This window comes from Tamlana sp. s12, from assembly GCF_016767215.1.
In the GTDB taxonomy this organism is placed as follows: Bacteria; Bacteroidota; Bacteroidia; order Flavobacteriales; family Flavobacteriaceae; genus Pseudotamlana; species Pseudotamlana agarivorans.
In genome coordinates this window covers 1462693-1487637 of sequence record NZ_CP068547.1, presented here as the reverse complement: position 1 = coordinate 1487637, position 24945 = coordinate 1462693, and the positions used below count along the sequence as shown (strand labels likewise).

At 35.1% G+C, this 24945-nt stretch carries 29 protein-coding genes; 8 read left to right on the top strand and 21 right to left on the bottom strand.

The window, feature by feature from the left end; all coding sequences use genetic code 11:
- Positions 1–34 precede the first annotated feature (34 nt).
- From JJL45_RS06375 to JJL45_RS06350, 6 genes are all read right to left on the bottom strand, one after another.
- Entirely contained in the window at positions 35–982 is a 948-nt protein-coding gene (locus JJL45_RS06375) for a glycoside hydrolase family 25 protein (protein ID WP_202664354.1), read from the bottom strand.
- Between the two features lie 415 nt (positions 983–1397).
- Positions 1398–1847 (bottom strand): ferritin-like domain-containing protein, encoded by a 450-nt coding sequence (locus JJL45_RS06370; RefSeq protein ID WP_068602575.1) that lies wholly within the window; start codon positions 1845–1847, stop codon positions 1398–1400.
- 204 nt (positions 1848–2051) lie between these two features.
- Positions 2052–2489 carry a hemerythrin domain-containing protein gene (locus JJL45_RS06365; RefSeq protein WP_067150282.1) on the bottom strand — a complete coding sequence of 146 codons (438 nt, stop codon included), beginning with the start codon at positions 2487–2489 and terminating at the stop codon, positions 2052–2054.
- A gap of 71 nt (positions 2490–2560) precedes the next feature.
- Positions 2561–2764 (bottom strand): hypothetical protein, encoded by a 204-nt coding sequence (locus tag JJL45_RS06360; RefSeq protein ID WP_068602576.1) that lies wholly within the window; start codon positions 2762–2764, stop codon positions 2561–2563.
- A gap of 53 nt (positions 2765–2817) precedes the next feature.
- The gene (locus JJL45_RS06355) at positions 2818–3165 is read right to left on the bottom strand and encodes a hypothetical protein (RefSeq protein ID WP_068602577.1); all 348 of its coding nucleotides are present in this window, start codon (positions 3163–3165) and stop codon (positions 2818–2820) included.
- A gap of 3 nt (positions 3166–3168) precedes the next feature.
- Positions 3169–3534, bottom strand: coding sequence for a YtxH domain-containing protein (locus JJL45_RS06350; RefSeq protein ID WP_067150557.1), 366 nt, complete (start codon positions 3532–3534; stop codon positions 3169–3171).
- Positions 3535–3633: 99 nt separating this feature from the next.
- Here JJL45_RS06350 and JJL45_RS16260 point away from each other — a divergent pair, with 99 nt between their 5' ends.
- The 3 genes from JJL45_RS16260 to JJL45_RS06340 are packed head-to-tail and all read left to right on the top strand — an operon-like array spanning position 3634 to position 6642.
- Positions 3634–3891 (top strand): hypothetical protein, encoded by a 258-nt coding sequence (locus JJL45_RS16260; protein ID WP_317191993.1) that lies wholly within the window; start codon positions 3634–3636, stop codon positions 3889–3891.
- 5 nt (positions 3892–3896) lie between these two features.
- The gene (locus JJL45_RS06345; protein WP_317191992.1) at positions 3897–5093 is read left to right on the top strand and encodes an NAD-dependent succinate-semialdehyde dehydrogenase; all 1197 of its coding nucleotides are present in this window, start codon (positions 3897–3899) and stop codon (positions 5091–5093) included.
- Positions 5094–5118: 25 nt separating this feature from the next.
- Positions 5119–6642, top strand: coding sequence for a GH3 auxin-responsive promoter family protein (locus JJL45_RS06340; protein ID WP_068602578.1), 1524 nt, complete (start codon positions 5119–5121; stop codon positions 6640–6642).
- Here the strand turns inward: JJL45_RS06340 and JJL45_RS06335 are convergent.
- Both JJL45_RS06335 and JJL45_RS16120 read right to left on the bottom strand, forming a co-directional pair.
- Positions 6639–7223, bottom strand: a complete 585-nt coding sequence (locus JJL45_RS06335; RefSeq protein ID WP_067150293.1) for a hypothetical protein — start codon at positions 7221–7223, stop codon at positions 6639–6641. The two genes, JJL45_RS06340 and JJL45_RS06335, sit on opposite strands and share 4 nt — an antisense overlap.
- Before the next feature lie 375 nt (positions 7224–7598).
- A complete protein-coding gene (locus JJL45_RS16120; RefSeq protein ID WP_242521425.1) occupies positions 7599–7760 on the bottom strand; it encodes a four-helix bundle copper-binding protein in 162 nt (53 codons plus the stop codon).
- 429 nt (positions 7761–8189) lie between these two features.
- Here JJL45_RS16120 and JJL45_RS06325 point away from each other — a divergent pair, with 429 nt between their 5' ends.
- From JJL45_RS06325 to JJL45_RS06315, 3 genes are all read left to right on the top strand, one after another.
- The gene (locus tag JJL45_RS06325) at positions 8190–8333 is read left to right on the top strand and encodes a hypothetical protein (protein WP_202664353.1); all 144 of its coding nucleotides are present in this window, start codon (positions 8190–8192) and stop codon (positions 8331–8333) included.
- Between the two features lie 177 nt (positions 8334–8510).
- Positions 8511–9020 carry a peroxiredoxin-like family protein gene (locus tag JJL45_RS06320; protein ID WP_067150298.1) on the top strand — a complete coding sequence of 170 codons (510 nt, stop codon included), beginning with the start codon at positions 8511–8513 and terminating at the stop codon, positions 9018–9020.
- 104 nt (positions 9021–9124) lie between these two features.
- Positions 9125–9577 carry an arsenate reductase family protein gene (locus JJL45_RS06315; protein ID WP_068602580.1) on the top strand — a complete coding sequence of 151 codons (453 nt, stop codon included), beginning with the start codon at positions 9125–9127 and terminating at the stop codon, positions 9575–9577.
- Positions 9578–9956: 379 nt separating this feature from the next.
- On the opposite strand, the gene JJL45_RS06310 is transcribed toward JJL45_RS06315, so the two are convergent.
- The 11 genes from JJL45_RS06310 to JJL45_RS06260 all read right to left on the bottom strand — a co-directional run bounded on the left by JJL45_RS06310 (position 9957) and on the right by JJL45_RS06260 (position 21117).
- On the bottom strand, positions 9957–10985 hold the full coding sequence (locus JJL45_RS06310) for a helix-turn-helix domain-containing protein (protein ID WP_068602581.1): 1029 nt from the start codon (positions 10983–10985) through the stop codon (positions 9957–9959).
- A 26-nt stretch (positions 10986–11011) separates the two neighbouring features.
- The gene (locus JJL45_RS06305) at positions 11012–11155 is read right to left on the bottom strand and encodes a lmo0937 family membrane protein (protein WP_157614219.1); all 144 of its coding nucleotides are present in this window, start codon (positions 11153–11155) and stop codon (positions 11012–11014) included.
- 534 nt (positions 11156–11689) lie between these two features.
- Entirely contained in the window at positions 11690–14284 is a 2595-nt protein-coding gene (locus tag JJL45_RS06300; protein ID WP_068602582.1) for an ATP-binding protein, read from the bottom strand.
- Between the two features lie 5 nt (positions 14285–14289).
- Positions 14290–14736 carry a response regulator gene (locus JJL45_RS06295; RefSeq protein WP_067150309.1) on the bottom strand — a complete coding sequence of 149 codons (447 nt, stop codon included), beginning with the start codon at positions 14734–14736 and terminating at the stop codon, positions 14290–14292.
- Between the two features lie 17 nt (positions 14737–14753).
- Positions 14754–15305 (bottom strand): helix-turn-helix domain-containing protein, encoded by a 552-nt coding sequence (locus tag JJL45_RS06290; protein WP_068602583.1) that lies wholly within the window; start codon positions 15303–15305, stop codon positions 14754–14756.
- A gap of 496 nt (positions 15306–15801) precedes the next feature.
- Complete coding sequence (locus tag JJL45_RS06285; RefSeq protein WP_067150315.1) at positions 15802–16131, bottom strand: hypothetical protein; 330 nt, start codon at positions 16129–16131, stop codon at positions 15802–15804.
- A gap of 131 nt (positions 16132–16262) precedes the next feature.
- Positions 16263–17156, bottom strand: a complete 894-nt coding sequence (locus tag JJL45_RS06280) for a mechanosensitive ion channel family protein (RefSeq protein ID WP_068602584.1) — start codon at positions 17154–17156, stop codon at positions 16263–16265.
- 11 nt (positions 17157–17167) lie between these two features.
- A complete protein-coding gene (locus JJL45_RS06275) occupies positions 17168–19018 on the bottom strand; it encodes an SLC13 family permease (protein ID WP_068602585.1) in 1851 nt (616 codons plus the stop codon).
- A 63-nt stretch (positions 19019–19081) separates the two neighbouring features.
- Positions 19082–19723, bottom strand: coding sequence for an NADPH-dependent F420 reductase (locus tag JJL45_RS06270; protein WP_068602586.1), 642 nt, complete (start codon positions 19721–19723; stop codon positions 19082–19084).
- A 108-nt stretch (positions 19724–19831) separates the two neighbouring features.
- Entirely contained in the window at positions 19832–20857 is a 1026-nt protein-coding gene (locus JJL45_RS06265) for an AI-2E family transporter (RefSeq protein WP_068602587.1), read from the bottom strand.
- A gap of 23 nt (positions 20858–20880) precedes the next feature.
- The gene (locus JJL45_RS06260; RefSeq protein ID WP_068602588.1) at positions 20881–21117 is read right to left on the bottom strand and encodes a Rho termination factor N-terminal domain-containing protein; all 237 of its coding nucleotides are present in this window, start codon (positions 21115–21117) and stop codon (positions 20881–20883) included.
- A 213-nt stretch (positions 21118–21330) separates the two neighbouring features.
- On the opposite strand from JJL45_RS06260, the gene JJL45_RS06255 reads away from it, so the two are divergent.
- Positions 21331–21516, top strand: a complete 186-nt coding sequence (locus tag JJL45_RS06255) for a CsbD family protein (protein ID WP_067150332.1) — start codon at positions 21331–21333, stop codon at positions 21514–21516.
- A gap of 119 nt (positions 21517–21635) precedes the next feature.
- Here JJL45_RS06255 and JJL45_RS06250 read toward each other — a convergent pair whose 3' ends face one another.
- Together JJL45_RS06250 and JJL45_RS06245 are read right to left on the bottom strand one after the other, a co-directional pair.
- Positions 21636–22550, bottom strand: a complete 915-nt coding sequence (locus tag JJL45_RS06250) for a YihY/virulence factor BrkB family protein (protein ID WP_242521421.1) — start codon at positions 22548–22550, stop codon at positions 21636–21638.
- Positions 22551–22600: 50 nt separating this feature from the next.
- The gene (locus tag JJL45_RS06245; RefSeq protein WP_242521420.1) at positions 22601–23605 is read right to left on the bottom strand and encodes a DUF4421 family protein; all 1005 of its coding nucleotides are present in this window, start codon (positions 23603–23605) and stop codon (positions 22601–22603) included.
- Positions 23606–23854: 249 nt separating this feature from the next.
- Between JJL45_RS06245 and JJL45_RS06240 the strand changes: the two genes are divergently transcribed.
- Positions 23855–24859 (top strand): sugar kinase, encoded by a 1005-nt coding sequence (locus JJL45_RS06240; RefSeq protein WP_068602591.1) that lies wholly within the window; start codon positions 23855–23857, stop codon positions 24857–24859.
- The last annotated feature ends 86 nt before the right edge of the window (positions 24860–24945 follow it).

Sequence of the window (24945 nt, the reverse complement as noted above, 5' to 3'; positions counted from 1 at the left end):
AGCCCTGAAAATATTTTCAGGGCTTTTTTTATTTTTATTTAATTTTATATGGTTTCCAGTATTTCTTAGAGTGGTCTTGCTCACCTAAGCACATACTTTTTAAATCATCCATACTAAGATTAAAACTATTTCCATCGACATGCGTATCGATACCTGGAATTTTAACCGTTTCAGAAAACTGATGGAAGGTCCAGTTTACATCACTTACCCTACCTTTTCCTGAGTATGCTGCAATCCATAAAGGATAATCTTCAATATACCCTTTTAAATGCGTATCATAAAAATGTTTCCCCGTATAAACTACAGGTTTAATACCGTACTTAGCTTCCGCCAAATGCAACCAATTTAAAACACCTTCTCTCAATTTCTTATCACCAAATTTACTTCGCTCTTCGATATCTAATATTGGTGGAAAATCACCATCTACTAAAGAAACCGTTTCTGCAAAATTTTGAAATTGCTTGGTAGAATCTTCATTCGGACGATAATAATGATAAGCCCCTCGAACAAAGTCATGCTCCTTAGCATCATCCCAGTTTTTGTGATAATGCGTATCCTTTCCATCCTTACCCATCGTTGAACGAATAAACACAAACTCTACAGGCTGGTCTGATCCTTTAACCTCATGCCATTTTATCTCACCTTGATAGTGTGAAATATCAATTCCAAAAAGGTAATGTGAATTTTCGTGACCGATATGCTCCAAACTTTCTATAGCCTCAATCTCTTCGGCAGTTCTCACAAATTGTCCAGATTCATTTTGACTACTTACCTCCAAAGCCGTAATGCCACCTATAATAATAGCTCCAATTAGAAGCGTAGAAAAGATTAAAGGAGATGCTTTTTTTTCACCAACATGCCTTATTCCTCGTTTCTTTCCAGGTTTTTGAGTCACCAAAAACAAGAAAAAAACAGTCATTAACACTATAAAAAACCACATTAAAAATTTAACGGGATCTTCCACCCCAATTAAATCACTCATAAAAAGTTTCATCGTTTTATCATTTTACCTACTAACAAAATTAGTTTAAAGGACGCTTTCTGATAACGACATACCGTGTCTTATTTGATTTCAACCGTGTTAGATTATCATAACTAAATTTATAAATAAAAACGTTTGAAAATGATAAAATTTTAGTGAATGATGAAAATATTTTCAACCCTAAAACAAGTGATTATTTACTGGGTTTTCATTGAGTTTCAGACAAAAAAAAGACCCCAGCTTTAAAGAATTTAGCCAAGGTCTTTTCATACTAACCAACCGATTCAAAGATAAAACGCTTCTGGAGTATTGATGTTCTCTATACATTTTATAATGAACTGTTTTACACAAAAAAGAGCTGCCGATAAATTCGACAGCTCTTAAAATTAGTTTTCGGAACTAATAAGCTAAAAGATTATCTCAAATCTTCTAGTGTTTTGATGTTTGACAAATCGTTTTCAATTTGTTTCTTTTGATTTAACAGCAAGGATTTTGTGCTAGACGGTATAGACATATCGTTAAGTGCTTCCTGATATTCCTCAACCGCCGCGCGTTCTCCTCGAATAGCTTCTTCTAGCATGGCTTCTTCACTATCCAGACTAAGAAAATCTTTAATATCCATCCAAACACGGTGTGCGGTTCCTGTAGCACTACCGCCTTTGTCGACATCGCCACCGTAGGATTTGATTTCGGTTTTTAAAGCGTGCCCGAAGCTATAGCGTTCATCAGATTTTTTCGTAAAATAATTTTTTAATGCTGGATTTTCAACATTTTCTGCGGCTGTTTTAAAACCTTTTTCAGCATCATAAGTTTTCTCTAATAAATCATTTAGCTTATCGCTAACTTTTTCTGTGTAAGTGCTCATAATAATTTTGATTTTAGTTTAATTTTTTCTCTTTTAGGCTTAAACACATCATGTTATTCACCTGTCACATATCAAAATTAAACCTTAGAAAATCAACCCATTAACCCAATAAAACGAACTATTAATCCTTTTAAATAAAAAAAGACTGTCTAAAACTAAACGCTCTAGACAGTCTTCAATATTTTTGACCTAATTCAGGAAACCTTAAACATTTTCAGCCATATAGGCTTGGTAATCTTTTGCCAGCTCTGTTTTTTGTTTTTCCGTAAAAACCTTTCCTGCTAATTGAAAAAAAGCATGCTCTTCATCTTCTAAATGGTGTTCCACTTTATGCTTTAAGTCTTTTGCTATTTTTAACCAAGCCGACGACGTATAGTCTGTTTCCTCTAAAGCTTCAATCAACTCATCAATTTCATGATGTTCTGCAATTCCATGTCTGGCTTTTTCTTGCATTTTATCGCTACTGATTAAGGGCTTGTAGAAATGGCGTTCTTCAGCATTGGCATGCATATCCAATTCGTGTTTCAACTGTTTAAATATCACATCTCTTGACTCGGTATCGCCAGAGGTGGCCACCAAACGCTCCAATAAATTTCTTTGGGTATCGTGGTCTTTTCTTAAGGCTTCAAATATGGTTGTCATGTTTTTAAGTTTTAATGGATTGAAGAAGTTTTTTTTAATTCAGAGGAAATTATATAGTTGCATAGAAAGCTTTACCTATTCATTATTTTTTTAAACAAAAGTACGAGTCCATACTGACCTCCTAAACGAAGTGCCGTATGCAACCAGTGTTCTAATTTAAAATCTTCTTTATAGTCTTCCTTTAAGCCTTTAATTTCCTCCCATGCAATAGCGCGTTGTAATTTTAAAATTTTCAACTCCTGATCTACATGTTTCATATCCTTATATCGTTTCATTTATAAAGGTTTAAAAGATTATTTAATTTTAGTGACTAGTAATTAATCGAGGGTTAATCAAAGAAAAACTCCGATAATTTGCGAACTACCAAGTGATTGATGACCCGTCGAAATAGAAAAGCTAGGATTGATAAAACCATAAAACCCAAGGCTACAATAATGAATCCCAAGGGATAACTCTCGATAACCTCACCGATATACAAGGCCAAACTTACGGCGCTAAGTATTGCAAAAATCCCACATAAACACCCAATAAAAAGCACTTTAAGCATCAGACTAACTGACATAGAAAAATGCTTAAAAACTTTTAATCGATAGTATTTGTATGAGGATTCCGCATAACGTCCCCCCAAGTTTACAGCCTTATTATTAGTTTCATTTATAGCGTCTATCAATCCCATATATTATGAAGTTTTTTGCAACTTTTTATTTTTAGCTTTTAACTCTGTAAGTTTCTTTTCTAAAGTACCTATTACATCATCGGCTTTATGAGTTACATCTGAAACAATAGCATCAACCTGCTCCTCTAAAGTCTGTTTTTTAGCCGATGTATTAGTTAGCACACGGTCTTTTAAATCTACTGTCGTTTTAGCAATAACATCTTTCGCTGCAGCCAACTCGGCTTCAAGTTTAGTTTTTGCAGTAACAGCTTCATCAGCTATCATTTGTCTTGTTTTACTTCCTTTATCTGGTGCAAACAACACACCTACAGCTGCTCCTACTAAGGTTCCTGCAATAATTCCTAATGCTGTACTCTCATTATTATTCATATTCATAAAATTTAAAAGGTTAATATTAATTGTTAATATCACAAATTTAAAGACATCGCTAAAGCTTTATTAACGCAATTCAATAGAATATGAGCTGCTTTGAAAACATTTAAAATCGTTCACTTTTTTAATTATAACGTTAAACTCCACCCTTATAAATACCTATATTTAGACTTCAATTTTGAAAAGGAATTCCAGATGAAAAAAGCCATTACAACAACAAACCCCTATACCAACGATATTATAAAGTCTTACGATTATTTCTCTGAGCAAACCATAGCAGATATTTTAAAACAAGCTGATAACCGGTTTCACAAATGGAAAACCGTAAAGCTTTCTAAAAAAGCCCGTTTATAAATAAAGTGGCCGACAATTTATGGGAACACCGTGATCAATACGCCAAACTGATTACTACAGAAATGGGCAAACCTATTAAGGAGAGTCATTCTGAAATTGAAAAATGCATTTTATTATGTGAATTCTACGCTAAAAACGCTGAAGATTTATTAGCCGACGAGCTTATTGAAACTGAAGCGCAAGAGAGTTTTATTTCTTACGACCCCTTAGGTGTTATTTTAGGCGTAATGCCATGGAACTACCCTTTTTGGCAAGCCTTTCGTTTTGCTCTTCCAACACTAACAGCGGGAAACACCGCCATTTTAAAACACGCTTCTAATGTTACCGGATGCGCCTTAGTTATTCAAGATATTTTTGAAGAAGCAGGCTATCCTAAAGGCTGCTTTACTACGGTTTTAGCCAATCATGACACGATTGAAAACCTCATTAAAAATGACATTATAAAAGCCGTTTCACTAACTGGAAGTGAAGCTGCTGGTCGAAAAATTGCCGAAATCGCTGGTTCACAACTCAAAAAACTCGTTTTAGAATTAGGCGGAAATAATGCCTGCGTGGTTTTAAATGACGCCGATTTAGACAAACACTTAGACACCATGGTCAATGCCCGTATGCAAAATGCAGGGCAAAGCTGCATCGCAGCAAAACGATTTATTGTTGAAAGTGGTATTTACGATGATTTTATTGAAAAGTTCACAGCAAAAATTAAAACCATAAAACATGGCGATCCGCTGTTAGACACTACACAAATAAGCACTTTAGCCAAAGCTGATTTCGCCGACACACTTGAAGACCAAATAAATAGATCGATTGAAAAGGGTGCTAAAGTTCATTTTGGAAACCACCGAAATGGCGCCTATTACCAACCTACCATAATTACAGAAGTCACCGCAGATATGCCTGTTTTTAAGGAAGAGACTTTTGGCCCTGTAGCTGCTGTTATTAAAGTTGACAACCAAGAAGCCGCTTACGAGATGGTTAGTGACACCAGTTTTGGCTTAGGCACAATGATTTTTACCGAAAATATAAAGGATGCTAAGAAAAACATCATCCATATTGAAGATGGTGCCTTTTTTATCAATGAAATGGTTAAATCGGACCCGCGATTGCCTTTTGGTGGCACTAAAAATTCTGGTTACGGACGCGAACTTTCAAAAGAAGGCCTTTTGGCATTTACCAACAAAAAAACAGTATACATTAAATAATAAGCTAATCTTAAAAGAAAACAACATGGCTATTATAGGTAATATTATTAAAGGCGTTATTAATCTAAAGGATGCGATAACTTTTGAACCCAATGCTGTTGAAGCGCAACAAAAAGTACTTAAAGATTTACTAGAAAAAGCTAAAAACACAGCCTTTGGGGAACACTATAAATTTCAAGATATTCTGGACAGTGAAAATCCTGAACAGGCCTTTTCTAAAAACATCCCCTTTCACGATTATAATAAAATGAGTGAAGAGTGGTGGCATAAACTCGTAGAAGGCGAAAGTGATATTACCTGGCCAGGAAAACCAGATTATTTCGCGTTAAGCTCTGGAACTACTGGAAAAACAAGCAAACGCATTCCTGTAACCGACGATATGATTGAAGCCATACAACAAGCCGGAATCAAACAGGTTTTTGCGCTTAGCAATTTTGATTTGCCTGCCGAGTTTTTTGAAAAAGAAATTATGATGCTGGGCAGCTCCACAGATTTAAATCAGAACAAGGAACACCTGGAAGGCGAAATTAGTGGTATTAGCGCAAGCAGAATACCCGATTGGTTTAGAGGTTACTACAAACCTGGAGAAAAAATTGCAAAAATAGACGACTGGGATGAACGGGTTAGCCATATTGCCAAAAATGCTAAAAACTGGGATATTGGCGCTTTAAGCGGAATTCCTTCATGGCTAGAGCTCATGTTATCGGAGGTTATTAAATACCATAACGCTAAGACCATTCACGATGTCTGGCCAAACTTACAGGTCTACACCTCGGGCGGCGTTGCTTTTGGACCTTACGAAAAAAGTTTTAATGCCTTGTTAGAAAAACCCATTACTGTTATTGATACCTATTTAGCCTCTGAAGGTTTTATCGCTTATCAAGTGCGTCCAGACACTAAGGCGATGAAACTTATAGTTGACAACGGTATTTACTTCGAGTTTGTACCATTCAAACCGGAGTACGTGAACCAAGATGGTTCTATTAAGGAAAGTGCCCCTTGTTTAAGTATTGCCGATGTGGAATTAGATCAAGATTATGTATTAATTATATCTACAGTAAGTGGTGCTTGGCGCTATTTAATTGGCGACACCATAGCATTTACCAATCTTGAAAAACACGAAATTGTTATCACGGGACGCACAAAATTCTTCCTGAATACAGTGGGATCTCAGCTTTCTGTAAACAAAATGGATGATGCGGTGCAATATTTGGAAGAAAAGTTGGATGTAAAAATTCCAGAATACACCCTAGCGGCTAAACGTATTAATGATGAATTTTATCACTGCTGGTATTTGGGTTCTGAAATGGATAATCCCGATACCGAACAAATCGCTAAATACTTAGATGACTTTCTTGCTGAAGCCAATAAGAATTATAAAGTTGCTCGATCTAAAGCTCTAAAAGGCGTTAAAGTAACTGTTGTAAAACCAGCTATTTTTCACGAGTGGAGTGGTTCTAACAAGAAAAAGGGCGGACAAGTAAAAATGGAGCGCGTAATGAACGAAGAAAAATTTGAAGCATGGGAAGACTTTGCAAAAGGCCACTAACTGGCCTCTTGTTCTGTTTCTTCCTTTTCTTTGGTTTTTTCTTCAACCATTTCCATGATTTCTTCGGGAGAGAGGTAATATTTCTTAATTCTTAGTTTATAAGTATTATCGATATCAGCATGGTTTAAAATGAAGTTTTTTGTAGCCACAATATAATCGGCCATACCATGAGAAACAGCAAAGGTATCGGCCGCACGCTCGGCTTCAACAATGTGCTTATCAGACAATAAATAATTTACACCAAACCACATGAGTTGAGAATTACTCATATTCTGATAATCCATAATATGCCCCAATTCATGGCCTATCCAACCTACCATAACGTCTTCAGGAATGTCTTCAGTTTTAAACTCGCGATCGGCAATTTTTATTCTTTCACTAATCCGCACCAAGTAAGAGCGGTTTTTTCTACTTTTAAAAAAGCTTCCAAACACCGGCTGAGCCTGCATAGTCGATTTTTTAATGTTTTTTTTGAACTTAAAAGTGATGGCAACATCACTGAGTTCTGGATAAAAAGACAAAGCTTTACTAACTTCTTTGGCAATACTATTTGGTATGGTGTGTTTAAGGTTTTGAGACATAGAACGGTTTACTGTACAGGTAAGAATGATAAAAATTATTAATGATTTCAGCTTGAGGTGAATTCCACTGAAACACAAAGACTTGAAGCCTGAAGTTTTATAAGTTTGAGAGAAGTCGCGCAATAGGTGAATCATTTCTAAATTAAAAAAGATAATAATGTAACTGATATAAATCTAATCATATTTAAGCAATTATACCAGTTCTGCTTTGAAATTAGTGTAAAAGAAAACTGTGATTTTTTTCTTTATATGAAGAAGAAAAATAAAGCATAGTCTTAGCTACGGTTTCTTTTTATTCTGAAATAGAAAGGAAATCAGCCTGCAGGCTGGCAGGAAAAGACGTTTTGTTACGGTAATTTCAAAGCAGAAATGGTATTAAACCATATGAACTCTACATTCTTGTGCACATTTAACACAAGCCTCGGCACATTTTTGACAATGCTCATGCTCGTGTTGTGCGCATTGCTCGGCACACCATTCGCATACTTCCGCACATAAGCGGCTATATTTTTTAACAAATACCGAATCTGCAATCATAAATTTTATACAAACCATACAGGCTTCAATGCAAAGCATACAGCAGGTTGGACAATCATTATCACTTGCTTTACCCATCATTTCCGAAAGGCATTTTTGACACTCAATTAAGCATGCTTGGCAAGCTTCAATACAATTTTCATAGCTACGCACCATAATTTCTAAGGTTTAAATTCATACTCTAATAATTGACTCTTTCTTTTAAACTTCATAAAAAGAGCCTGTTTAAATCTAAACCTTTCAGGCAAAGCACCTTTGCTCTAAAACACAAATAATTAACGACATCAAACTCATTTTTAACACTTTACAATACCACAGCGTTTGAGTTAAGGATCTTTTTATAAGCGCTAAAGGAAAGCAGTCTAAAATTGTAATTTACACTTACATCAAAGTGATGTCATTTGATTAATAACATAAAAACCTAAAATCATGGGAGATATAAAAGACAAAAAGAAATTTAAAAGAAAAATAGAGCAAAAACATCCTACCAACCCTAATGGAAATACCGATATAAAAAACAACACTTTTGATATTGATAAGAAAACCATTAAGGAACAACAAAATAAAAAGTAACCATTAATCTTAAGGCCGTCTAGGACACCTATTAATTAGTTGTCAAGTTGAGCTTGTTGAAGCCTTCCATGGCATGTTGTCTACGAAGAAGTTTCACCAAGTTCAATATGGCATCTAAACTAACATTACAGACAGCCGCATCTTGAGCACCATTATAAATCACAAAAAAATATTGATATGATAATTCCAAAAACAGAAGTACCTGAATTAAGTTTACCTCTAACCAATGGATCCTCATGGGATTTAAAATCTGAAAAAAGTGAAAACTTCACCATTTTAGTTTTTTATAGAGGTTTACACTGTCCCGTTTGTAAAATACAACTTAAGGCTTTAGAAGAAGATTATGAAAAATTTAGCGACCGCGGTGTAAACCTGATAGCTGTGAGTTGCGATAGTGAAAAACGCGCTAAAAAAGCAGCCGAAGAATGGGGGCTTTCAAAGTTACGTATTGCATATAACCTACCCATTAAAAAAGCAAGATCATGGGATTTATTTATTTCTGAAGCCATTTCAGATAAAGAACCCGAGCAGTTTTCTGAGCCAGGTTTATTTATAATTCGCCCAGATTTCACATTATATGCGAGTTCTATACAAACCATGCCATTCGCCAGACCGCAATGGAACGATATTTTAAAAGCCATTGATTTTGTTACCGAAAATGACTACCCAGCAAGAGGAGGAAAATAAAATGGGTTCTGATGCATTAGTGCTGTCGGTTTAAAAAAAGAAACAAAAGCACTATAAACCTAGCCACTTTTAGTAATACAAATCTGAAACTTAAAATAAAAATTATGAAAAATATGTCGATTTTAGCAAGAGATAAAAACCAACTTACTTATATATACAGCTCTAAATCACACCTAGGAAAACAGGTTTTAGGTTATATTCAAGGGATAGACAAAAAGTTTGAAGCCATTGATATTAGCAACGAAAAAATAGGTGACACCATATGGATAGAACTTTGCGAGCAGTTAAATATGCCTTTCAAAAAACTTTTATCCATTGAAGATGATAATTTCGGAGACTCCGAAAATTTTCATGCCGAAGATTGGCTTAAAATTCTAAACAACAAACCCGAGTTATTACAAAAACCTATTGCGGTTCTTGGTAAAGAAGTTAAGCAAATACAACATCGATCGGACATATTAACCTTTTTTGGTGTCGATTCGGCTGGGTTAGAAAAAAAGCAAAGTGGAGAAACCCCAACAACCTCATCAACTACCGAGGATGAGAGGTTTATATAAAAATTAAGACTTAAAATTGAAGCTGAATTCTAATTTAAAAACCAAATAATTCAGTTACTAAATTAAGGTTCTTCAGTTTATGGAGAACCTTTTTTAGTTATCTAATTTAGTAAAGGGTTCTTCTCTTAAAGATTTAAATAATTGCCATTCTGTGTGCAACAGAGATTCTCATAATATTAAAATCCAATAATTATGAGAATCTGAAATAAATTCAGATAGACGTGAACCGACTTTTATGGCAGCCTCTTTTTTCCCTAAGCCATATCAACCAACATTATCCTTCAGACTTTACAATTATTAAAGCCACGCCAGACAATACAATAAAAAAACCACGCCATTAAAAGACGTGGTTTTTACTTAAAATATATATCGTTTTGACTTATGCAGAAATAGGCATGTCGCGTTGTGCCATTTTATATTCGCTAGGGCTACAGTTATAACTTTCTTTAAAGATTTTAGAGAAGTAACTTCTACTTGAAAAACCAATACTGTAAACCACTTCTGAAATATTCATATCGGTATTTTTCAGATAGTCTTCAGCTTTTTGCACACGAACGGTTCTAATATGATCGGTAACGGTTTTACCATGCATTAATTTAAAACCTTCTTGAAGTTTCGATGGTGAAATTCCGAAATCTGAACACAGCATTGAAATTGAAATCTGACTATCGAAATTCTTATCAATATAAGCTGAAGCTTCTCTTATGGCTTCCATTTCTCTAGTCGTTAATGTACCTAATTGCTTATCTTCATTTCTTAAATCTTCAGTATGTTGTTGGATTTCAAGTGCTAAAATAACATGAACCAAACCTTGAATAAGCAAGGTTTTTACGATACCTTCTTGCTTAATCGCATTAATTTGTTGAATTTTTTCAGCAATTTTTAAATTTTGAGAACCTACATAAACAAAATTCTCTACAGCCTCATCTTTATAGAACGTTTTATAAAGCTTGCCTTTTAAGCCTTCTTTATTAGAATTTTGTGCTTGTTTAGTTGTTTGAACCGTAATCAAGGCTACTTTTAAACGCTTATCTTTCTTAAAATGTAATAGATTTTCATCTCCTGAAGGACTAGCAATAATACCAGTTTGAAAACTTTCTAAACTTACAGTAGGCTTCCCTGCACCAAAACTATGCTCTAATTGCCCCTCTGAACAGTAAGCAAAATAGATAGGATTTTTATTTGGTGTGCTTATTGAAATGGTAACATCTTCTGGAAACGTCATATCAAATTCAACAAACGAAATACCTCCAGCCAAGGCGATTCCTTGAATTTTTCCTGAAGCAATATCACTATTCGTTTCTAAAATATACTCTTTAGCGTTTTTTACAACCGAACCTCCAAAACTAAGTTTCAATTGATTAAACATCGCATCTATTGTCGTGGTATTTAAATGTGTGGTTTTCATAATATGATATTTTAAGTTTGTTTTTTTTAATTTCTAAGTACTCTAATTGAAGCAATAACAACGGCAGCCAATAATAACAAATGAATTTCTACACCCAGACCGTAGACAAAGAAGCCTACTGCCCAAACGAATAAACACAAAATGATTAAAAATGCTGTTGCTCTAAACATGATATTACTTTTAAATTTTTAGTCTTATTTTTCAATTCGAGCACTGTGATTTCTGTTTATTCTCTCTAGAATTTTTTTTAGAAAATGTGTTTTCATAAACCCGGTACTCGGCCACGATTTACCAACTCTGGCAAATTGTTTTGTTGTTTTTAAAGTCCCTTCCATAATCTTATGTATTTAAATTTTTAATTATGTAGACTTACCAAAAACCTACATGACAAAGATCGCTAGGAAGAGAAGCTTATCTGTTATGCAACTTTTGGATTGTGTTATACAACTTTCGGATTCGAGAGCATTTTGTGTTAAAAAGAGTTAAAAAAGGTATTGAGAGGTATTGAAAGAGCCGTATTAATCCGGCAAGCCCTCCTTTAAGATCATTTATACCTTTTATATGAATTATTTGGAAGTACTACCCTTAAAACTAAGGCATATAGCGTTTCTATAGTCCTTATAACCACAAAAGCATGCATTTGTAAAATGTGATGATTAATAAAGAAGTATAGCTCTCAAGGAAAAGCTAACCTGTTAAACCATTTAAAACGGTAAGTAGATAATAAAGGTCGCACCTACCCCTGGTTCGCCTTTAGCGCGAATAAATCCGTTATGGTTTTCTACAATTTTCTTGCAGATGGCCAAGCCGATGCCATTTCCTGAATATTCTGTCTTTTGGTGAAGGCGCTGAAAAACTTCAAAGATTTTTTCGGCATGTTCTGCATCGAAACCAATACCGTTATCTATAAATGATATTTTATGATAACGCTTTTTTACTTTTAACACATGACCTGGTAACTTGGACGATTTCACTTTTTTATAGCGTATTTCAAGTTTTGGCGCATCCGTTAGACTTCGATATTTTAAGGCATTTGATATTAGATTGGTAAACAGTTGTTCCATTTGAAAAACCACTGCTTTTACCTGAGGAAGTTTATCAACAACAATCTCGGCGTTGGCATCTTGTATTCGGGTGGCTAAATCGTCTTCAACTTTTTCGAAAATCTCATTTAAATCGATTTTTTCAAAATTACTCTTACTGCTATCAATTCTAGAATAGGCTAACAAGTTTTTAATTAAGGATTCCATGCGCTTTACACCGCTAACCACCTTTTCAAAATAAAATCTCCCCTTTTCTGAAAAATGGTCGCCTTCCCGATCCTCAATTCGTGAAATAAACAGTTGTATTTTACGTAAAGGTTCTTGTAAATCGTGACTTGCCACACGGTTAAACGATTCCAATTCGGCATTACTTTGTTTTAATCGCAGGTTGCTTTTTACTAGACGCTCTTCGGCTTCTATACTTTCGGTAACATCCTGAACCACACCAATCATAACCTTTTTGTCGTTTTTAATAACAAACTGTCCGTTGGTTTTAAAATGTTTCACTTCGCCTTGCTTAGTAATAACACGGTACGTATGTTCCGAAGCCTTTAATTCAGAAACAATTTCAGCACCTCGCTTTTCATAGAGTTCTACATCATCTGGATGAATAAAATCTTTATACCGCACTAGAGACGACTTAAACTCATTAGCCTCACAACCAAGCATGGCGTAAAAATTATCGGAGAGTTCGGAGGAATCACTATCCATATCCCAAATAAAACTACCAATTTTAGCTAAACTTTCGGCATCCGACAATATCGAATTCTGAATAACAAGCGTCTCGTTAACCTGTTTTAACTCATCCGACTTTTTCTTTTCTTCGGTAATATCCCTTAGCGTTACCGTAACCCCATCGCCCAACTTAATAGCGGTAGCACTAAACCATTGTGCGTAATCGTTACCGTTATAAGGCACTTCATAAAACATGGGTTTATTCGTTTCAATAGCTTCTTTCAAATGCGTAAAAACGCCCATTTCAAAAATGGCGGGGTAAACTTCAGAAACCTTTTTGTTTTTAACATCCTCAGGTAAATCTCCTGTAACCGGATTGATACGTTCGTTAACAAATAAAATCTCGAAGTCTACAATATTATTTTCAGCATCTCGAATACTTTTAAAATGCATCACGATGTGGGAAATACTCTTAAAAATATTCCCTAGAAACGCACGACTATCCAACAATTCCAGATTCTGATTTTCCAAACGTTTTTTAAAGATTGCCTGTGCCGCATCAGCCTCTTTTTCGAGAGTTGTGTTTCGGGCTGTTAACAAAACACCTTCAGTTAAAGGTGTTGCAAAGCAGCTAAACCACATGTTTTTTTCATCAATAAAAACCTTTCTTTCAAAGTCAATTTTAGTTTGCTCATTATAAACCTGTAAAAGTTCGTCAAACTTGCCATCAACGTAGAAAAACGGAAAAACCTCAGAAACCATTTCTCCTATAATAGCATCGGGGTCTAAACCTAAATAGTCCCGATTACAATCGTTAGCATAAACAACCTTGAAGTCTATAACCTCTTCATCGGAATTAAAAACAGGTTCAAAATAATTGATAATATTGTCTGTAGTAGCCAGTATATTTTTTAAAAAAGCCTCAGACTGCCTTATCCTAAGCTTATTTTTATAAATTCTTATAAAGGTCAGAACACAAATAAAAAGGGCTAAAAAAGCTAAAATCAAGGATGTTAGTGGTGCCAAAAACTTATGTGAATCATAATCGGCCTGCCGTTCTTGCATCAGATACTTTTCATTTTGCAGCACCTGATTTTTTAACAATCGAATGTTTCCTATAGTTTTATTTATTTCAAGCTTCTGGGCTTCTTTAGCTTTAAAAAATGCATCTTCATTTTCAATATTTAGGGTATCTAAAACATGAAGCTGATTGTTCATTTTATTTAGCAAAGCCTCCATGGGTTGTAACCTGGCTTGCTGTAAATGATTGTCTTGGGTTAATATTTTTAAACTATCTAAAACTAACCGACCTTCTTCTTTAAAATTTTTAAGCGTATGACTTAAATACGCGTCCTCTAAAAGCGTCTCACGAAATTCATCCGAATCGGCTTGAGAATAATGCTCGGTAAGACTCCCAATAGCATTGTAAACCTTTAAAGTTTGCGCCACCATATCGGCCGATTCCTGCATGCGCATAATTTGCTTATAAGCCGTACTAGCCGTAAATAAAAGCAGAGCGAGGGCTACAATCAATAAAATGATATAAGTTTTGGTGGAAGTATATACGTGTTTAAAATCCATAGAATTTAAATACGGAATAAAAAGGTGTCTTTATTTAGGTTGGACGTATGGTACTGCCAATTAAGTTGCAGTACTTTCTCTATAGCTTCTCGCAATTTACTATAGTTATTGGGCTTATTCACATAAATATTTGCCCCATTTAAAAAAGTTTCTTCTATATCAACTTCCGAGGAAGATGTCGAATAAATAGCCACACATAAATCCTTTAAAACGGGATTATTACGAATCTCCTTCAAACATTGCATACCGTTTTTTATAGGCATGTTCAAGTCTAAAAATATCAAGTTTGGCAATTCTATTTTCGGCTGTGTTAAATAATCCATTAGCTCTTGCCCATGGTTAAACAGCATCAATTTAGTTTGTATGGCGATTTCTTCAATAGCTTCACTAAATAACATTCTGTCATCGTCGTCATCGTCTGCCAAGGCTATATTTAAAAGGGATGTACTCATGGATTACTTATAAATATTTAAGTGTTTTGCGTTTGTTTTTTATTCATAATACGTTTAAAAGCACTAGGCGTTAAGCCTGTTGTTTTTTTAAACTGGCCCGATAAATGAGCCACACTACTATATTCCAGTTTAAAGGCAATTTCGGTAAGGGTTAAATCCGTGTTACACAAATACTCTTTCACCAAATCCACACGTCTTAAAATCGCATAGTTTTCAATAGACGTATACGTGCTTTCAGAAAAAACAGCCGATAAATGCGCGTAGGAATAATGTAAGGTTTCAGACAAATAAGTAGAAAGTGTTCCCGAGGTTTGCGACGAGTCTCGCAACATACCATCAACCACGTTTTTTATACGATCCACCAAAGTCGATTTTTTATCGGTTTCAATACCAACGCCACACTTTTTTAAAGCATCTATAAGGGCTGCTTGTTTCTCATGTGACAATTCCTCTTCAATTGAGATCTCGTTAATGCTATGCAATGTGTATGAAATTCCTAAAGCATTTAAATGGGTTTCTAGGAACGTTTTACACAAGGTATTAAAATCATACTTTACAAAAAATGTCATTTAAATCTCGTGCTTTATATGTTAGCGTTTCGTTTACGAAAGATATACGAAAAATTCCTAAAAATGGCTTTTTAGTATACGAATCAATACAAAGTCAAAAAACAAGGCTAATTAATATTTAAACCCTTCTTTTTTAACCTAAAATCTACGAAATAACAAATGTACGAAAATCGCCAATATCTCAATTCATCTGTTGGTGGGCGTTACCACAAGGGTCGGGCTATCCGTTGCAATCTTTTTCTCATACCTCAAAAAAGGATTTCCACTACTATCCCTAACGCGGAAGTTTCATGGTAATACAATGATAGATACACCTGTTATAACTTTTTTGAACTCTGTAACTCTGTAACTTTGTCTCTTTGCCACTTTGTAACTTTGTAACTTTGTAACTTTTTTAACTTTAAAACAAAAAAAATACCCACCCAGATTTTAAAAAACCAAGGTGAGTACTTTACCAGATTGCTACTAATCTAGAGTTAATAATCTATCAAACAGCTTAATTATTAATATTCGCTTTGTTTGAAATATTGGACTTAGGGATGTCCTTAAAGAATTCAGCAACTTCTAATGCTGCACTGGGGCCGTAGCCCATTAAAAAAGTGCCTTTTTCATTTTTATTAGTTTCAAGCACATACAGTATAGATGAATCCGAAGGATCACTCATCCCTTCATAACGGTGCTCTGCTACAATATTAACATCCTCTGGAGTATAAGCTTCCTTCGTTTCATTATTTATGAGCTTATTATTTTCAACTCTAAAGTTCGCATCGTAACCCTTTTCCTCATATATTTTTATATAATCTTTTTCATTTTTTGCTAGTTCCATCGGTATATATTTTTTGTTTATAATCTGTTTACTTACACAAGTTCTAACAAAAACGCTTCAAACCGTAACTCTAGCGCTTTAATGTTTAACGCTATCGGTTATATCACAAAAATTAACCAAGACATAAAAACTTATTCTTCCGGATTATCTCGATTAATTTGAAGGTTGTTTTTACCAAAATCCAACGTTCGAATAGGAAACGGAATGTTAATACCTTTAGCGTTAAACTCAGATTTTATAAGTTTTATCGCCTTATGCTTGCCTTCGTATTCCTGTTTATTTTTCACCATATCAATCCAAAATCGGGTCATAAAATTAATCGAGCTGTCTCCAAATTCGGTATAGAAAAACTCTACGTCCTCCCCGTTTTTTTGTTCAAAATTTTCAGAAATCACGCGTTTAACAACATCTTCCACTTCCTGCAAGTCACTTTCATAACCCACACCACAAGTTACCGATATTCTACTTCGTTTACTTAATGAATAATTAGTAAAACTGTTGTCTACAAACTTAGAGTTGGGCACAATAGTGTAATTATTATCAGGTCGTCGCAACACAATGTTTCGCAAGCTTATTTCACTCACAAAACCTTTGGCTTCGCTGGTTTCAATATAATCGTTAATGCGAATTTTAGGCATAAAGGACAGAACCAAACCACCAACCGTATTACTTAATGTGCCTTGAAGCGCCAAACCAACAGCAAGTCCTACCACACCGGCACCGGCTAAAATACTAGTAAGTATTTTATTGAGTTCTAAAACTCCCAATGCGATAAAAAAACCAATCAAAATAATGCTTAAAAAAACCATTTTTGCAATGATATCTTGAATGGATTTCTGACTGATACGGTTTAGCAAAAATCGAAGTAGCAGTTTCCTAACGCCGCGAGCGATAAAGTAAAACAGAATCATAATAACAACTGCCAAAATAAAGTTAGGCAGTTTTAAGATAATGGTGCTAAACCAGTCATCGAGTTTATCCCAAAGTTTGTTAAAGGCATCGCCAATTTTAAAATTATCTTTCATCTTATTAAATTTTATAACATATTGGTTAACAAAAACGTGGCTGTTAACCAAAGAATTAAACTTAGTATCCCACCAATTATAAAAAAGTGTTTAAACTTATAATTACCTACGCTATAAATTAAGGTATTGGTTTGATAGCCTACAGGTGTAAAAAAGCTAAAATTTGAGGCAAACAATACCGTTAGAATAAACGGTGTATAATCGAGATCCATTCCTTGAGCCACCGCCATAGCAATGGGTGTCATAATAATGGCTGTGGCATTATTACTAATACCACCACTCATAAACATTGTTATAAAAAACAACACGCCTATAATGACATATTTCGACTGACCGCTTAACAATCCTAATAGTTGTTCTGAAATCCACATATCGGCTCCTGTATTATGCATGGCTACACCTAAAGGAATCATGCCTGCCAACAGGAAAAATATTTGCCAATTAACCTTCTTGTAAACTTTTTCTAAATCTAAATTCTTGGTTAACAACAAGACACCCACCCCTGTTAAAGCACTGACCATAATAGAGAACAATCCACTTGCCGCCATGCCTACCACGGCAACTAAAACCGCTAGTGAAAAGTATTTTTTAAATTTAGAGGGCTGTTCTACCTCATCAAACTCCTGAAGCATCACCACATTTTCCATACTTTCAAAGGCTAACATTTTTTCTTTAGAAACTTCTACAAGCAAACGATCGCCAGCCTTGAGCAACAATTTATCGGTGCTATTTCTAATCATGCGTTCTTTAAAGTGTGTAAGTGTTTTTCGTTTTTTAATAGCTATTGGCGTAGCGTCCTGAAGCATAAAATAACGCAGTTCACCAAGAGTTTTCCCTAACAAAATAGCGCCTGGAAGCATCAGTAGTTCTACAAAAACCCGGTTATTTAACTCAAATTCTTCAGTTTCAGCGTGAACTTGATCTTGATCTTCGTCTGTAGATGTTACTGCAGTCTGATAATAAACATCTACTTTGTCTTTATCACAAATATCTAGATTCTCCGACTGATTAATACGCGATAAATTTTCCAAATCACAAACCAAAACCAATTCATCACCTGCTTTAAGAGTGATGTATTTACCTGGCGCATTGTGCACACGGTTTTTACGTATAAGTTTTAACAGAGACACATCTGGATTGTTATACAGAAATCCATCTTTAATTTTTTTTCCAACGAGTGCAGATTCGGCATTAATTTTAACATGGGTAAAATATTCTTCGATATGATAATTTTCATTCAGGTTTTTCTGCTTTTCTCGAGGTAACCATTTTAAACAAATGGTTAAGTATACCATAGAAATACCTAGAAAAGTAAGCCCTAACCACGTAAACTCAAAAAAGCCCAAGCGTTCGGCTCCCAAATTACTAGATACCGAATTCACTATTAAATTGGTAGAAGTCCCCATTAAGGTACACGACCCTCCTAATATCCCTGCAAAAGAAATAGGCAATAGCAATTTAGACTGAGGGACATTAAATTTTTCCGACAACTGATTTACAATTTTAATAAATACTATAACAACTGCTGTAGTGCTAATAAATGCAGAAATACAGGCGCTTACAAACATAAAAATGGGTGCCATCACGGCTAGGGGTAGTGACTTCACCTTTCCCATGCCCGAAGTAAGCCAATGAATAACGCCGTTTTCCTCCATGGCAATGGCTAAAATCATAAGCGCCAAAACAGCTATAGTCGCACTGTTTGAAAAACCACTTATCCCCTCTTCTGGCGTTACTAAACCCAGTAAAATAAGAGATATGATGATAAAAAAAGCGATTTTATCAATAGGAAATACTTCAAATACAAACAAGAGTATGGTTGTAAGAAGCACGACAAACATTAAAATAATTTCCCACGTCATAAGCTGGAACACATGTGTTAAAAACTCAACTATTTATAAAAATACAACAATTTGGCCAGCGCACTAAAAACTTCGGGTGGCGGCCACCAAGCGCTTTAATTCAGTATACTCTAAACACTTCCCAAAAAGGGCTTGCTGCGGCTCCATGATGTTCGAATGGCTTAAATCGCCAATATAAAACGCATCAAAACCTATATCTTCTATAAGTTTTATGGCTAATTTTTTTCCTTCTGACTCCTGAGTCGCAAAAGGAATAGCCATTTTATGATTACTTCGGAAAGCTTTCTGTTCCAAATCTTCAGGATTTATAGAATTAAAAGCCTTAACCGTTTTGGCCGTTCCAAACTTAATGGCGGTATACTCTGAAGCATTGTAATTCGCGTTTAACACCTCTGTGGCCAACTCGCCATCGCTTTCAGGGTCAGGGTTTGTAGCATCAATAATCACATTATTTTCATAATTACCGGCATACAATTCGGCTATTTGATGCATGGTATGAAATGGCATGGCCAATAAATAGGCATCCGTTTGGGCTTTAAAAATAGCATTCAAACTCAACCCTACAGCATCATGCCCTGCATATTCCACCAATCCTCGTAACTCATCCGGATGTTTAGAACCAAACAATATCTCATGGCCTGCTTTCGCCCAATGTTTTCCTAAACTCCCTGCAATCTTTCCTTTTCCTATAATGCCTATTGTCATGATTTCTTTTCTAAAAATTAACGCTCATAAAAGTTAATCATCATCTCTTAATCCCATTAGCTTGATGCCTTAAAATCTTAGTCCAAAAGAAGCATGCGATTTAAGTTTCTACAACGTATGCTCCTCACCTTTACCATATTCCTTCTTATAAATTCGAACAATAATTAAAAACAAGCTAATTAATAATGGTCCGAAAATTAATCCCACAAAACCAAATAAAGGTAATCCAATTATAACCCCTAGAAGGGTAATTAAAGGATGCACATCGTCTAACCTTCTTAGCACGAATAAGCGAATTAAATTATCAGTAGACCCAACCACCACAATACCGTAAATTAAAATACCCCAAGCTTGAAATGGACTTCCACTAGATAACATTAAAATAAAAACAGGTAGTGTTCCCAACATACTACCAATAAAAGGAACCATAGATCCAAAAGTGACAATAGCTCCCCAAAAAAACGGATTTTCAACACCAAAAATCAAAAAACCAATAAGGGCTACTACCCCTTGTGCTAAGGCTACTAATGGAATTCCTAAGGCATTGGCCTTAACCATTTGACGGGTTTCTGTTCCTATAATTTTCAGACTAGAATCACTAATAGGAATGTAATCATACAAGGATTCTCTTAATTGTTTTCTATTGGTTAACATGTAATACAACAAAAAATACATGATGGAAATGGTAATAAACGTATTGAAAGTGCCGCCTACTAAACCCTGTAGGTTTTCAGAAAGCCAACCTGAGACCGCTTGAGGATCAAACTGTGAGGTTATGTCGTAACCAAATCGTGTTTCGATGGCATCTAATTGGGATTCAACAACAGCAATAACTTTCTCTGAATTATCTACAGCCGCACCAATTTTATTCCCCAACATCATCACGATACCAGCTACCGGAAGTAAAATAACCATAAAAGACATAAACATGAGTAATCCTGCCGCCCAATTAGGAGACCACCCCTTCTTTTTTACGAGTGTGGACATGAGTTTCCTAAGTAAAACATGCATGATAATTGCGCCCAAAACGCCTGACAAATAAGGCGCCATTTCTTTAAAAATTAAGCCCCCAATAAGCAGTATGAGAAGCAAAATAAAAATTTGACGAATTATTCTTGGTTGTATCATATTCATATAAATGTGGTTAGTACTATTAATTAATGGTTTCTTAAAGCCTTTATAAGTTGTTGTTTATTCATTTTAGAACGTCCATCAATGCCTATTTTTTTAGCTTGTTCATATAGATCTGCTTTGGTACGTTCCTCATAAGCCTTGGCTTTACCTCCTTTTACTCCAGCATCGGGAGTGTTGGCTATTCTTGCCGACTTTTCTTTACTGTAACCCTTTTCTCGTAAGGCTTCATATTGTGCTTCATTTTTTATAATCGCTGCCATATCGCTTCGTTTTTTAGTTCTTTTTAAGCTCGTAACTACAAATATTCATTTAAAATAGAAACCGCCTTAACCTAATCACACAAAACATGAACTGCCTTCAATATTCATGGCCATTAATTTTTTAGATTAAGATATTATTTTTTTGAGTCAATCCAAGCATCTCTATACAAGTAATTTAGCCCTAAACGAATATTAAACTAAAAGTTAGAAATTATGAACAGAGATCAGTTAGAAGGTAAGTGGAAACAAATTAAAGGTAACTTCAAACAAAAATATGGTGAAATTACCGACGACGACATTACCTATTCAGAAGGTAAATTTGATGAGATGTTAGGTAAACTACAAGAGAAAACAGGAAAGGAAAGAGAAGCTATTGAAAAAGAAATTGCCGAGTGGTAAACCTCTCAACAACATGCAAATTAATTAATCCTAGAGGCCATCTAAACATGATTTAGATGGCCTTATTTTTTTATTGCAACACTACATAATGACTATTTATAAATTACCAAAAATTCTAATTATGAAGAACTCTCAATTATTTTAGCATTCGCATTTGGTTGTATACCCAAACCGTAGCGTTTGGCATAGACATAAGTAAACTCGGCGCCAAAAAACAAAATCAGACACGAATAGGAAGCCCAAAGTAAAATTAATACAATAGTTCCTGCTGCTCCATAAGTCGATCCTGGATTAGCTGTCCCTAAATACAAACCAAGAATAAACTCACCAAAAACAAAAAGTATAGCCGTTATGAGTCCGCCAATCCAAACGGTTTTCCATTTAATCTTTGCGTCTGGCAAATACTGAAATAACAACGCAAACAAGACGGTTATTACACTAATAGACAAAACCGCGTCCAATACGAAAGCGATATACACAATAAAATCGGGCATAAAGCTTTGTACGTAATTATTTAAGGAAGAAATCGCTGTAGTGATTAAAAAACTAATCAGTAACAAAAAACCAATCACTAAAATAAACGCAAAACTTCTTGTACGATCAAGAAGCATCTTCGTGAAACCAGAATCTTTATCTGGAACAATATTCCAAATTTGATTTAGTGAAAGTTGTAAATGGTAAAAAACACCCGTAGCACCAAACAATAGCGACCCAATACCTGCAAGTGTTGCGGCAGTACTTTTTTCTTTGTTCTGCGTTTCAACCATCATAGTTTTAATGGCATCGGCAGCATCATGCCCTAAAGCATTCGATATTTCTTGGGTAAGCTTTCCTTGCACAATATCAGCGCCCCAAAAATAACCAACCGTATTAACAATAATCACTAAAAGCCCAGGAAGCGATAGTACGGCATAATAAGCAACGACAGCACTTAATCGAAAGGGATCATCGGCGGTCCATGCTTTATAGGTATCTACTATAAGCGATGGAAAATGTTTTAATTTAAATTTTTCTGTAGTTTTTTGAGGCATCATAAATCACTATATATTTTTATTTTCATTCAGACTACGAGAGTTACTAGAAATCACTTCCCTTCAAAAGGCAGCTTCAACTTTTTCTTAGAATTTAGTTTATAACCAATAGCTATTTTAGCTTTGGTATTGCTAAACACATAATCTAATCCATGGTCTAAACTACTCGTATAAACCCCACTTCCATACACAAACGTCACATAAAAACGCTTATAAACATAGCCAACTCCAGCATTATAGTCCAATTTATAGATAAGCGGATTTGAAACGGTGTGTTTGTCTTCTTCGGTGAAGGTTCTTTTATGCATCAAACCTATTCCCGGAATGACATTTAGAGTTACAAAAAAATTAGCTGGAAGCACGAAAACAGATAACACGCCTGCTGAAACACCTACTCCCACACCTTTAAACTCATTTATATACGCTTCACTGTCAAAAAAATCACGATCAGGAATAAGCGCATCGTTTGCCGAGAAATTATCGTAAATCATAAATCCACCTACACCATATGAGATGTAATGTTTTTTTTCAGCTTTCATAAGGCCTGCCCTTAATGTAGCAGTGGAAAAGGAAATTTCATCAAAAGTATGCAAATAATTAACCCCCATTGAAAAGGAAGTGATGTCGCTGCTAAAAAACTCCGGTTCCCCAAAATTACTAGTCACATTAAACCCCTTATAATGCTGAATATACAGTCCAACAAGATGATTATTACCTACAATAACGGCACCTTGTAGATCAAAGCGTTCTGTAGGATTTTCTTCAAGCCCCTTTAAATTAAAAGCAACATCTACAATCAGTTTACTCGTCCCTAATCCTACACCAACTCCAGCCCTGTTATTGGGTTTAAATGACAATTTATTTTCGCCATTTCTAAGATTAAAACTTTGCCCTTTGTAATTGGTAAACAACCGAATAGACCAATTTTTCAATTCTCTATCGATAAGTAAGGTATCTATGATCTGTTTGGCATTTAAAGAATCTAACTTCTTTTTTTGTGCATAAGAAAACGGCACAAACATGATCAAACAAAGCATGATAAGAAACGGCTTAAGCATAAAGATTGAGGTTGTTTTTAAAAATTTCAATGAAATTAATATTAATTTTTATTGTTAAGAAATAAAACAAGTGCTCTTTTAACTTGGGGTTACATTATTATTAACTCAAATAATCATTTTTAAAATGAAAATGCCAACCAAATTGACAACTGAAATCCAACAATTGCCTGAAATGATTTTAAATTTTCTTATATTAAATTGTATTTTTAGTCACTAAAAATATTAAATAGCTAAAACAAAACATTAAATATGAATAAAAAACTGGTAACCTTTGGAGAAGTCATGATGCGCTTATCGCCTCCTGGATATTTAAAATTTTCACAAGCCAACTCATTCGAATTGGTATACGGTGGTGGTGAAGCAAATGTAGCTATATCATGTGCTTATCTAGGTATGAAAGCGGCACACATGACACGATTTCCAGATAACGCCTTAGGCCGAGCGGCTACACAGTTTTTACGAAAAAACTGGTTGAGCAGTGATCAAATAATATATGGTGATGATAAGCTTGGCATGTATTTCTTAGAAAAAGGTGCCGTGCACAGACCTAGTGTGGTTGTGTATGAAAGAGAAGGCTCGGCATTTTCCAAAATACAACCAAGCATGGTCGATTGGGAGGATGTTTTAAAAGACGCCGATTGGTTTCATTGGACAGGTATTACCCCTGCCATTTCTGAAGGTGCGGCCCAATGCTGCTTGGAGGCCATAAAAACGGCTAACAAAATGGGCATCATGGTTTCTGGCGATATAAACTCGCGAAAAAACATGTGGAAATATGGTAAAACCATGCAAGAAGTTATGCCTGAACTGGTTCAACATTGTGATATTGTAATTACTAGTCCGCGTGGTATCAATGAAATGTTCGGACTTGGAGAAGTTGGTGGAAAGCTAAAAAATTCGGCTCAAGAACTTATGGACGCTTTTCCAAGAATTAAAAAAGTTGTAGGTAAAAAACGAAAATCTATAAGCGCATCTGAGCAGGAAATACAAGGTAGAATATGGACGGGCACCGAATACATAAAAACAGAAACCTTAAACATTTCGCATGTGATAGATCGTGTTGGTACAGGCGATGCCTTTGCCGCCGGACTCATCTATGGCTTACTTCATTATGATACCGATCTTGAAGCCTTAGACTTTGCTACCGCTGCATGTGCCTTAAAACATACGGTAATCGGAGATGTTAATATGGTCTCATTAGAAAACATAAAAAGTTTAATGGGCGGTGATACGTCTGGAGCATTGAAACGATAAATACTCAAGAAGTTATGTTAAATGATTTAGTTTGACACGCATATTTTAAGAAAGCAGTTTAAAAAAATAAAGAATTTTAAACTGCT

Bases quoted from the DNA above. Each gene is read 5' to 3' on its own strand.
- JJL45_RS06375 (WP_202664354.1), bottom strand. From the start codon at position 982: ATGAGTGATTTAATTGGGGTGGAAGATCCCGTTAAATTTTTAATGTGG.
- JJL45_RS06370 (WP_068602575.1), bottom strand. From the start codon at position 1,847: ATGAGCACTTACACAGAAAAAGTTAGCGATAAGCTAAATGATTTATTA.
- JJL45_RS06365 (WP_067150282.1), bottom strand. From the start codon at position 2,489: ATGACAACCATATTTGAAGCCTTAAGAAAAGACCACGATACCCAAAGA.
- JJL45_RS06360 (WP_068602576.1), bottom strand. From the start codon at position 2,764: ATGAAACGATATAAGGATATGAAACATGTAGATCAGGAGTTGAAAATT.
- JJL45_RS06355 (WP_068602577.1), bottom strand. From the start codon at position 3,165: ATGGGATTGATAGACGCTATAAATGAAACTAATAATAAGGCTGTAAAC.
- JJL45_RS06350 (WP_067150557.1), bottom strand. From the start codon at position 3,534: ATGAATAATAATGAGAGTACAGCATTAGGAATTATTGCAGGAACCTTA.
- JJL45_RS06340 (WP_068602578.1), top strand. From the start codon at position 5,119: ATGGCTATTATAGGTAATATTATTAAAGGCGTTATTAATCTAAAGGAT.
- JJL45_RS06335 (WP_067150293.1), bottom strand. From the start codon at position 7,223: ATGTCTCAAAACCTTAAACACACCATACCAAATAGTATTGCCAAAGAA.
- JJL45_RS16120 (WP_242521425.1), bottom strand. From the start codon at position 7,760: ATGATTGCAGATTCGGTATTTGTTAAAAAATATAGCCGCTTATGTGCG.
- JJL45_RS06325 (WP_202664353.1), top strand. From the start codon at position 8,190: ATGGGAGATATAAAAGACAAAAAGAAATTTAAAAGAAAAATAGAGCAA.
- JJL45_RS06320 (WP_067150298.1), top strand. From the start codon at position 8,511: ATGATAATTCCAAAAACAGAAGTACCTGAATTAAGTTTACCTCTAACC.
- JJL45_RS06315 (WP_068602580.1), top strand. From the start codon at position 9,125: ATGAAAAATATGTCGATTTTAGCAAGAGATAAAAACCAACTTACTTAT.
- JJL45_RS06310 (WP_068602581.1), bottom strand. From the start codon at position 10,985: ATGAAAACCACACATTTAAATACCACGACAATAGATGCGATGTTTAAT.
- JJL45_RS06305 (WP_157614219.1), bottom strand. From the start codon at position 11,155: ATGTTTAGAGCAACAGCATTTTTAATCATTTTGTGTTTATTCGTTTGG.
- JJL45_RS06300 (WP_068602582.1), bottom strand. From the start codon at position 14,284: ATGGATTTTAAACACGTATATACTTCCACCAAAACTTATATCATTTTA.
- JJL45_RS06295 (WP_067150309.1), bottom strand. From the start codon at position 14,736: ATGAGTACATCCCTTTTAAATATAGCCTTGGCAGACGATGACGACGAT.
- JJL45_RS06290 (WP_068602583.1), bottom strand. From the start codon at position 15,305: ATGACATTTTTTGTAAAGTATGATTTTAATACCTTGTGTAAAACGTTC.
- JJL45_RS06285 (WP_067150315.1), bottom strand. From the start codon at position 16,131: ATGGAACTAGCAAAAAATGAAAAAGATTATATAAAAATATATGAGGAA.
- JJL45_RS06280 (WP_068602584.1), bottom strand. From the start codon at position 17,156: ATGAAAGATAATTTTAAAATTGGCGATGCCTTTAACAAACTTTGGGAT.
- JJL45_RS06275 (WP_068602585.1), bottom strand. From the start codon at position 19,018: ATGACGTGGGAAATTATTTTAATGTTTGTCGTGCTTCTTACAACCATA.
- JJL45_RS06270 (WP_068602586.1), bottom strand. From the start codon at position 19,723: ATGACAATAGGCATTATAGGAAAAGGAAAGATTGCAGGGAGTTTAGGA.
- JJL45_RS06265 (WP_068602587.1), bottom strand. From the start codon at position 20,857: ATGAATATGATACAACCAAGAATAATTCGTCAAATTTTTATTTTGCTT.
- JJL45_RS06260 (WP_068602588.1), bottom strand. From the start codon at position 21,117: ATGGCAGCGATTATAAAAAATGAAGCACAATATGAAGCCTTACGAGAA.
- JJL45_RS06255 (WP_067150332.1), top strand. From the start codon at position 21,331: ATGAACAGAGATCAGTTAGAAGGTAAGTGGAAACAAATTAAAGGTAAC.
- JJL45_RS06250 (WP_242521421.1), bottom strand. From the start codon at position 22,550: ATGATGCCTCAAAAAACTACAGAAAAATTTAAATTAAAACATTTTCCA.
- JJL45_RS06245 (WP_242521420.1), bottom strand. From the start codon at position 23,605: ATGCTTAAGCCGTTTCTTATCATGCTTTGTTTGATCATGTTTGTGCCG.
- JJL45_RS06240 (WP_068602591.1), top strand. From the start codon at position 23,855: ATGAATAAAAAACTGGTAACCTTTGGAGAAGTCATGATGCGCTTATCG.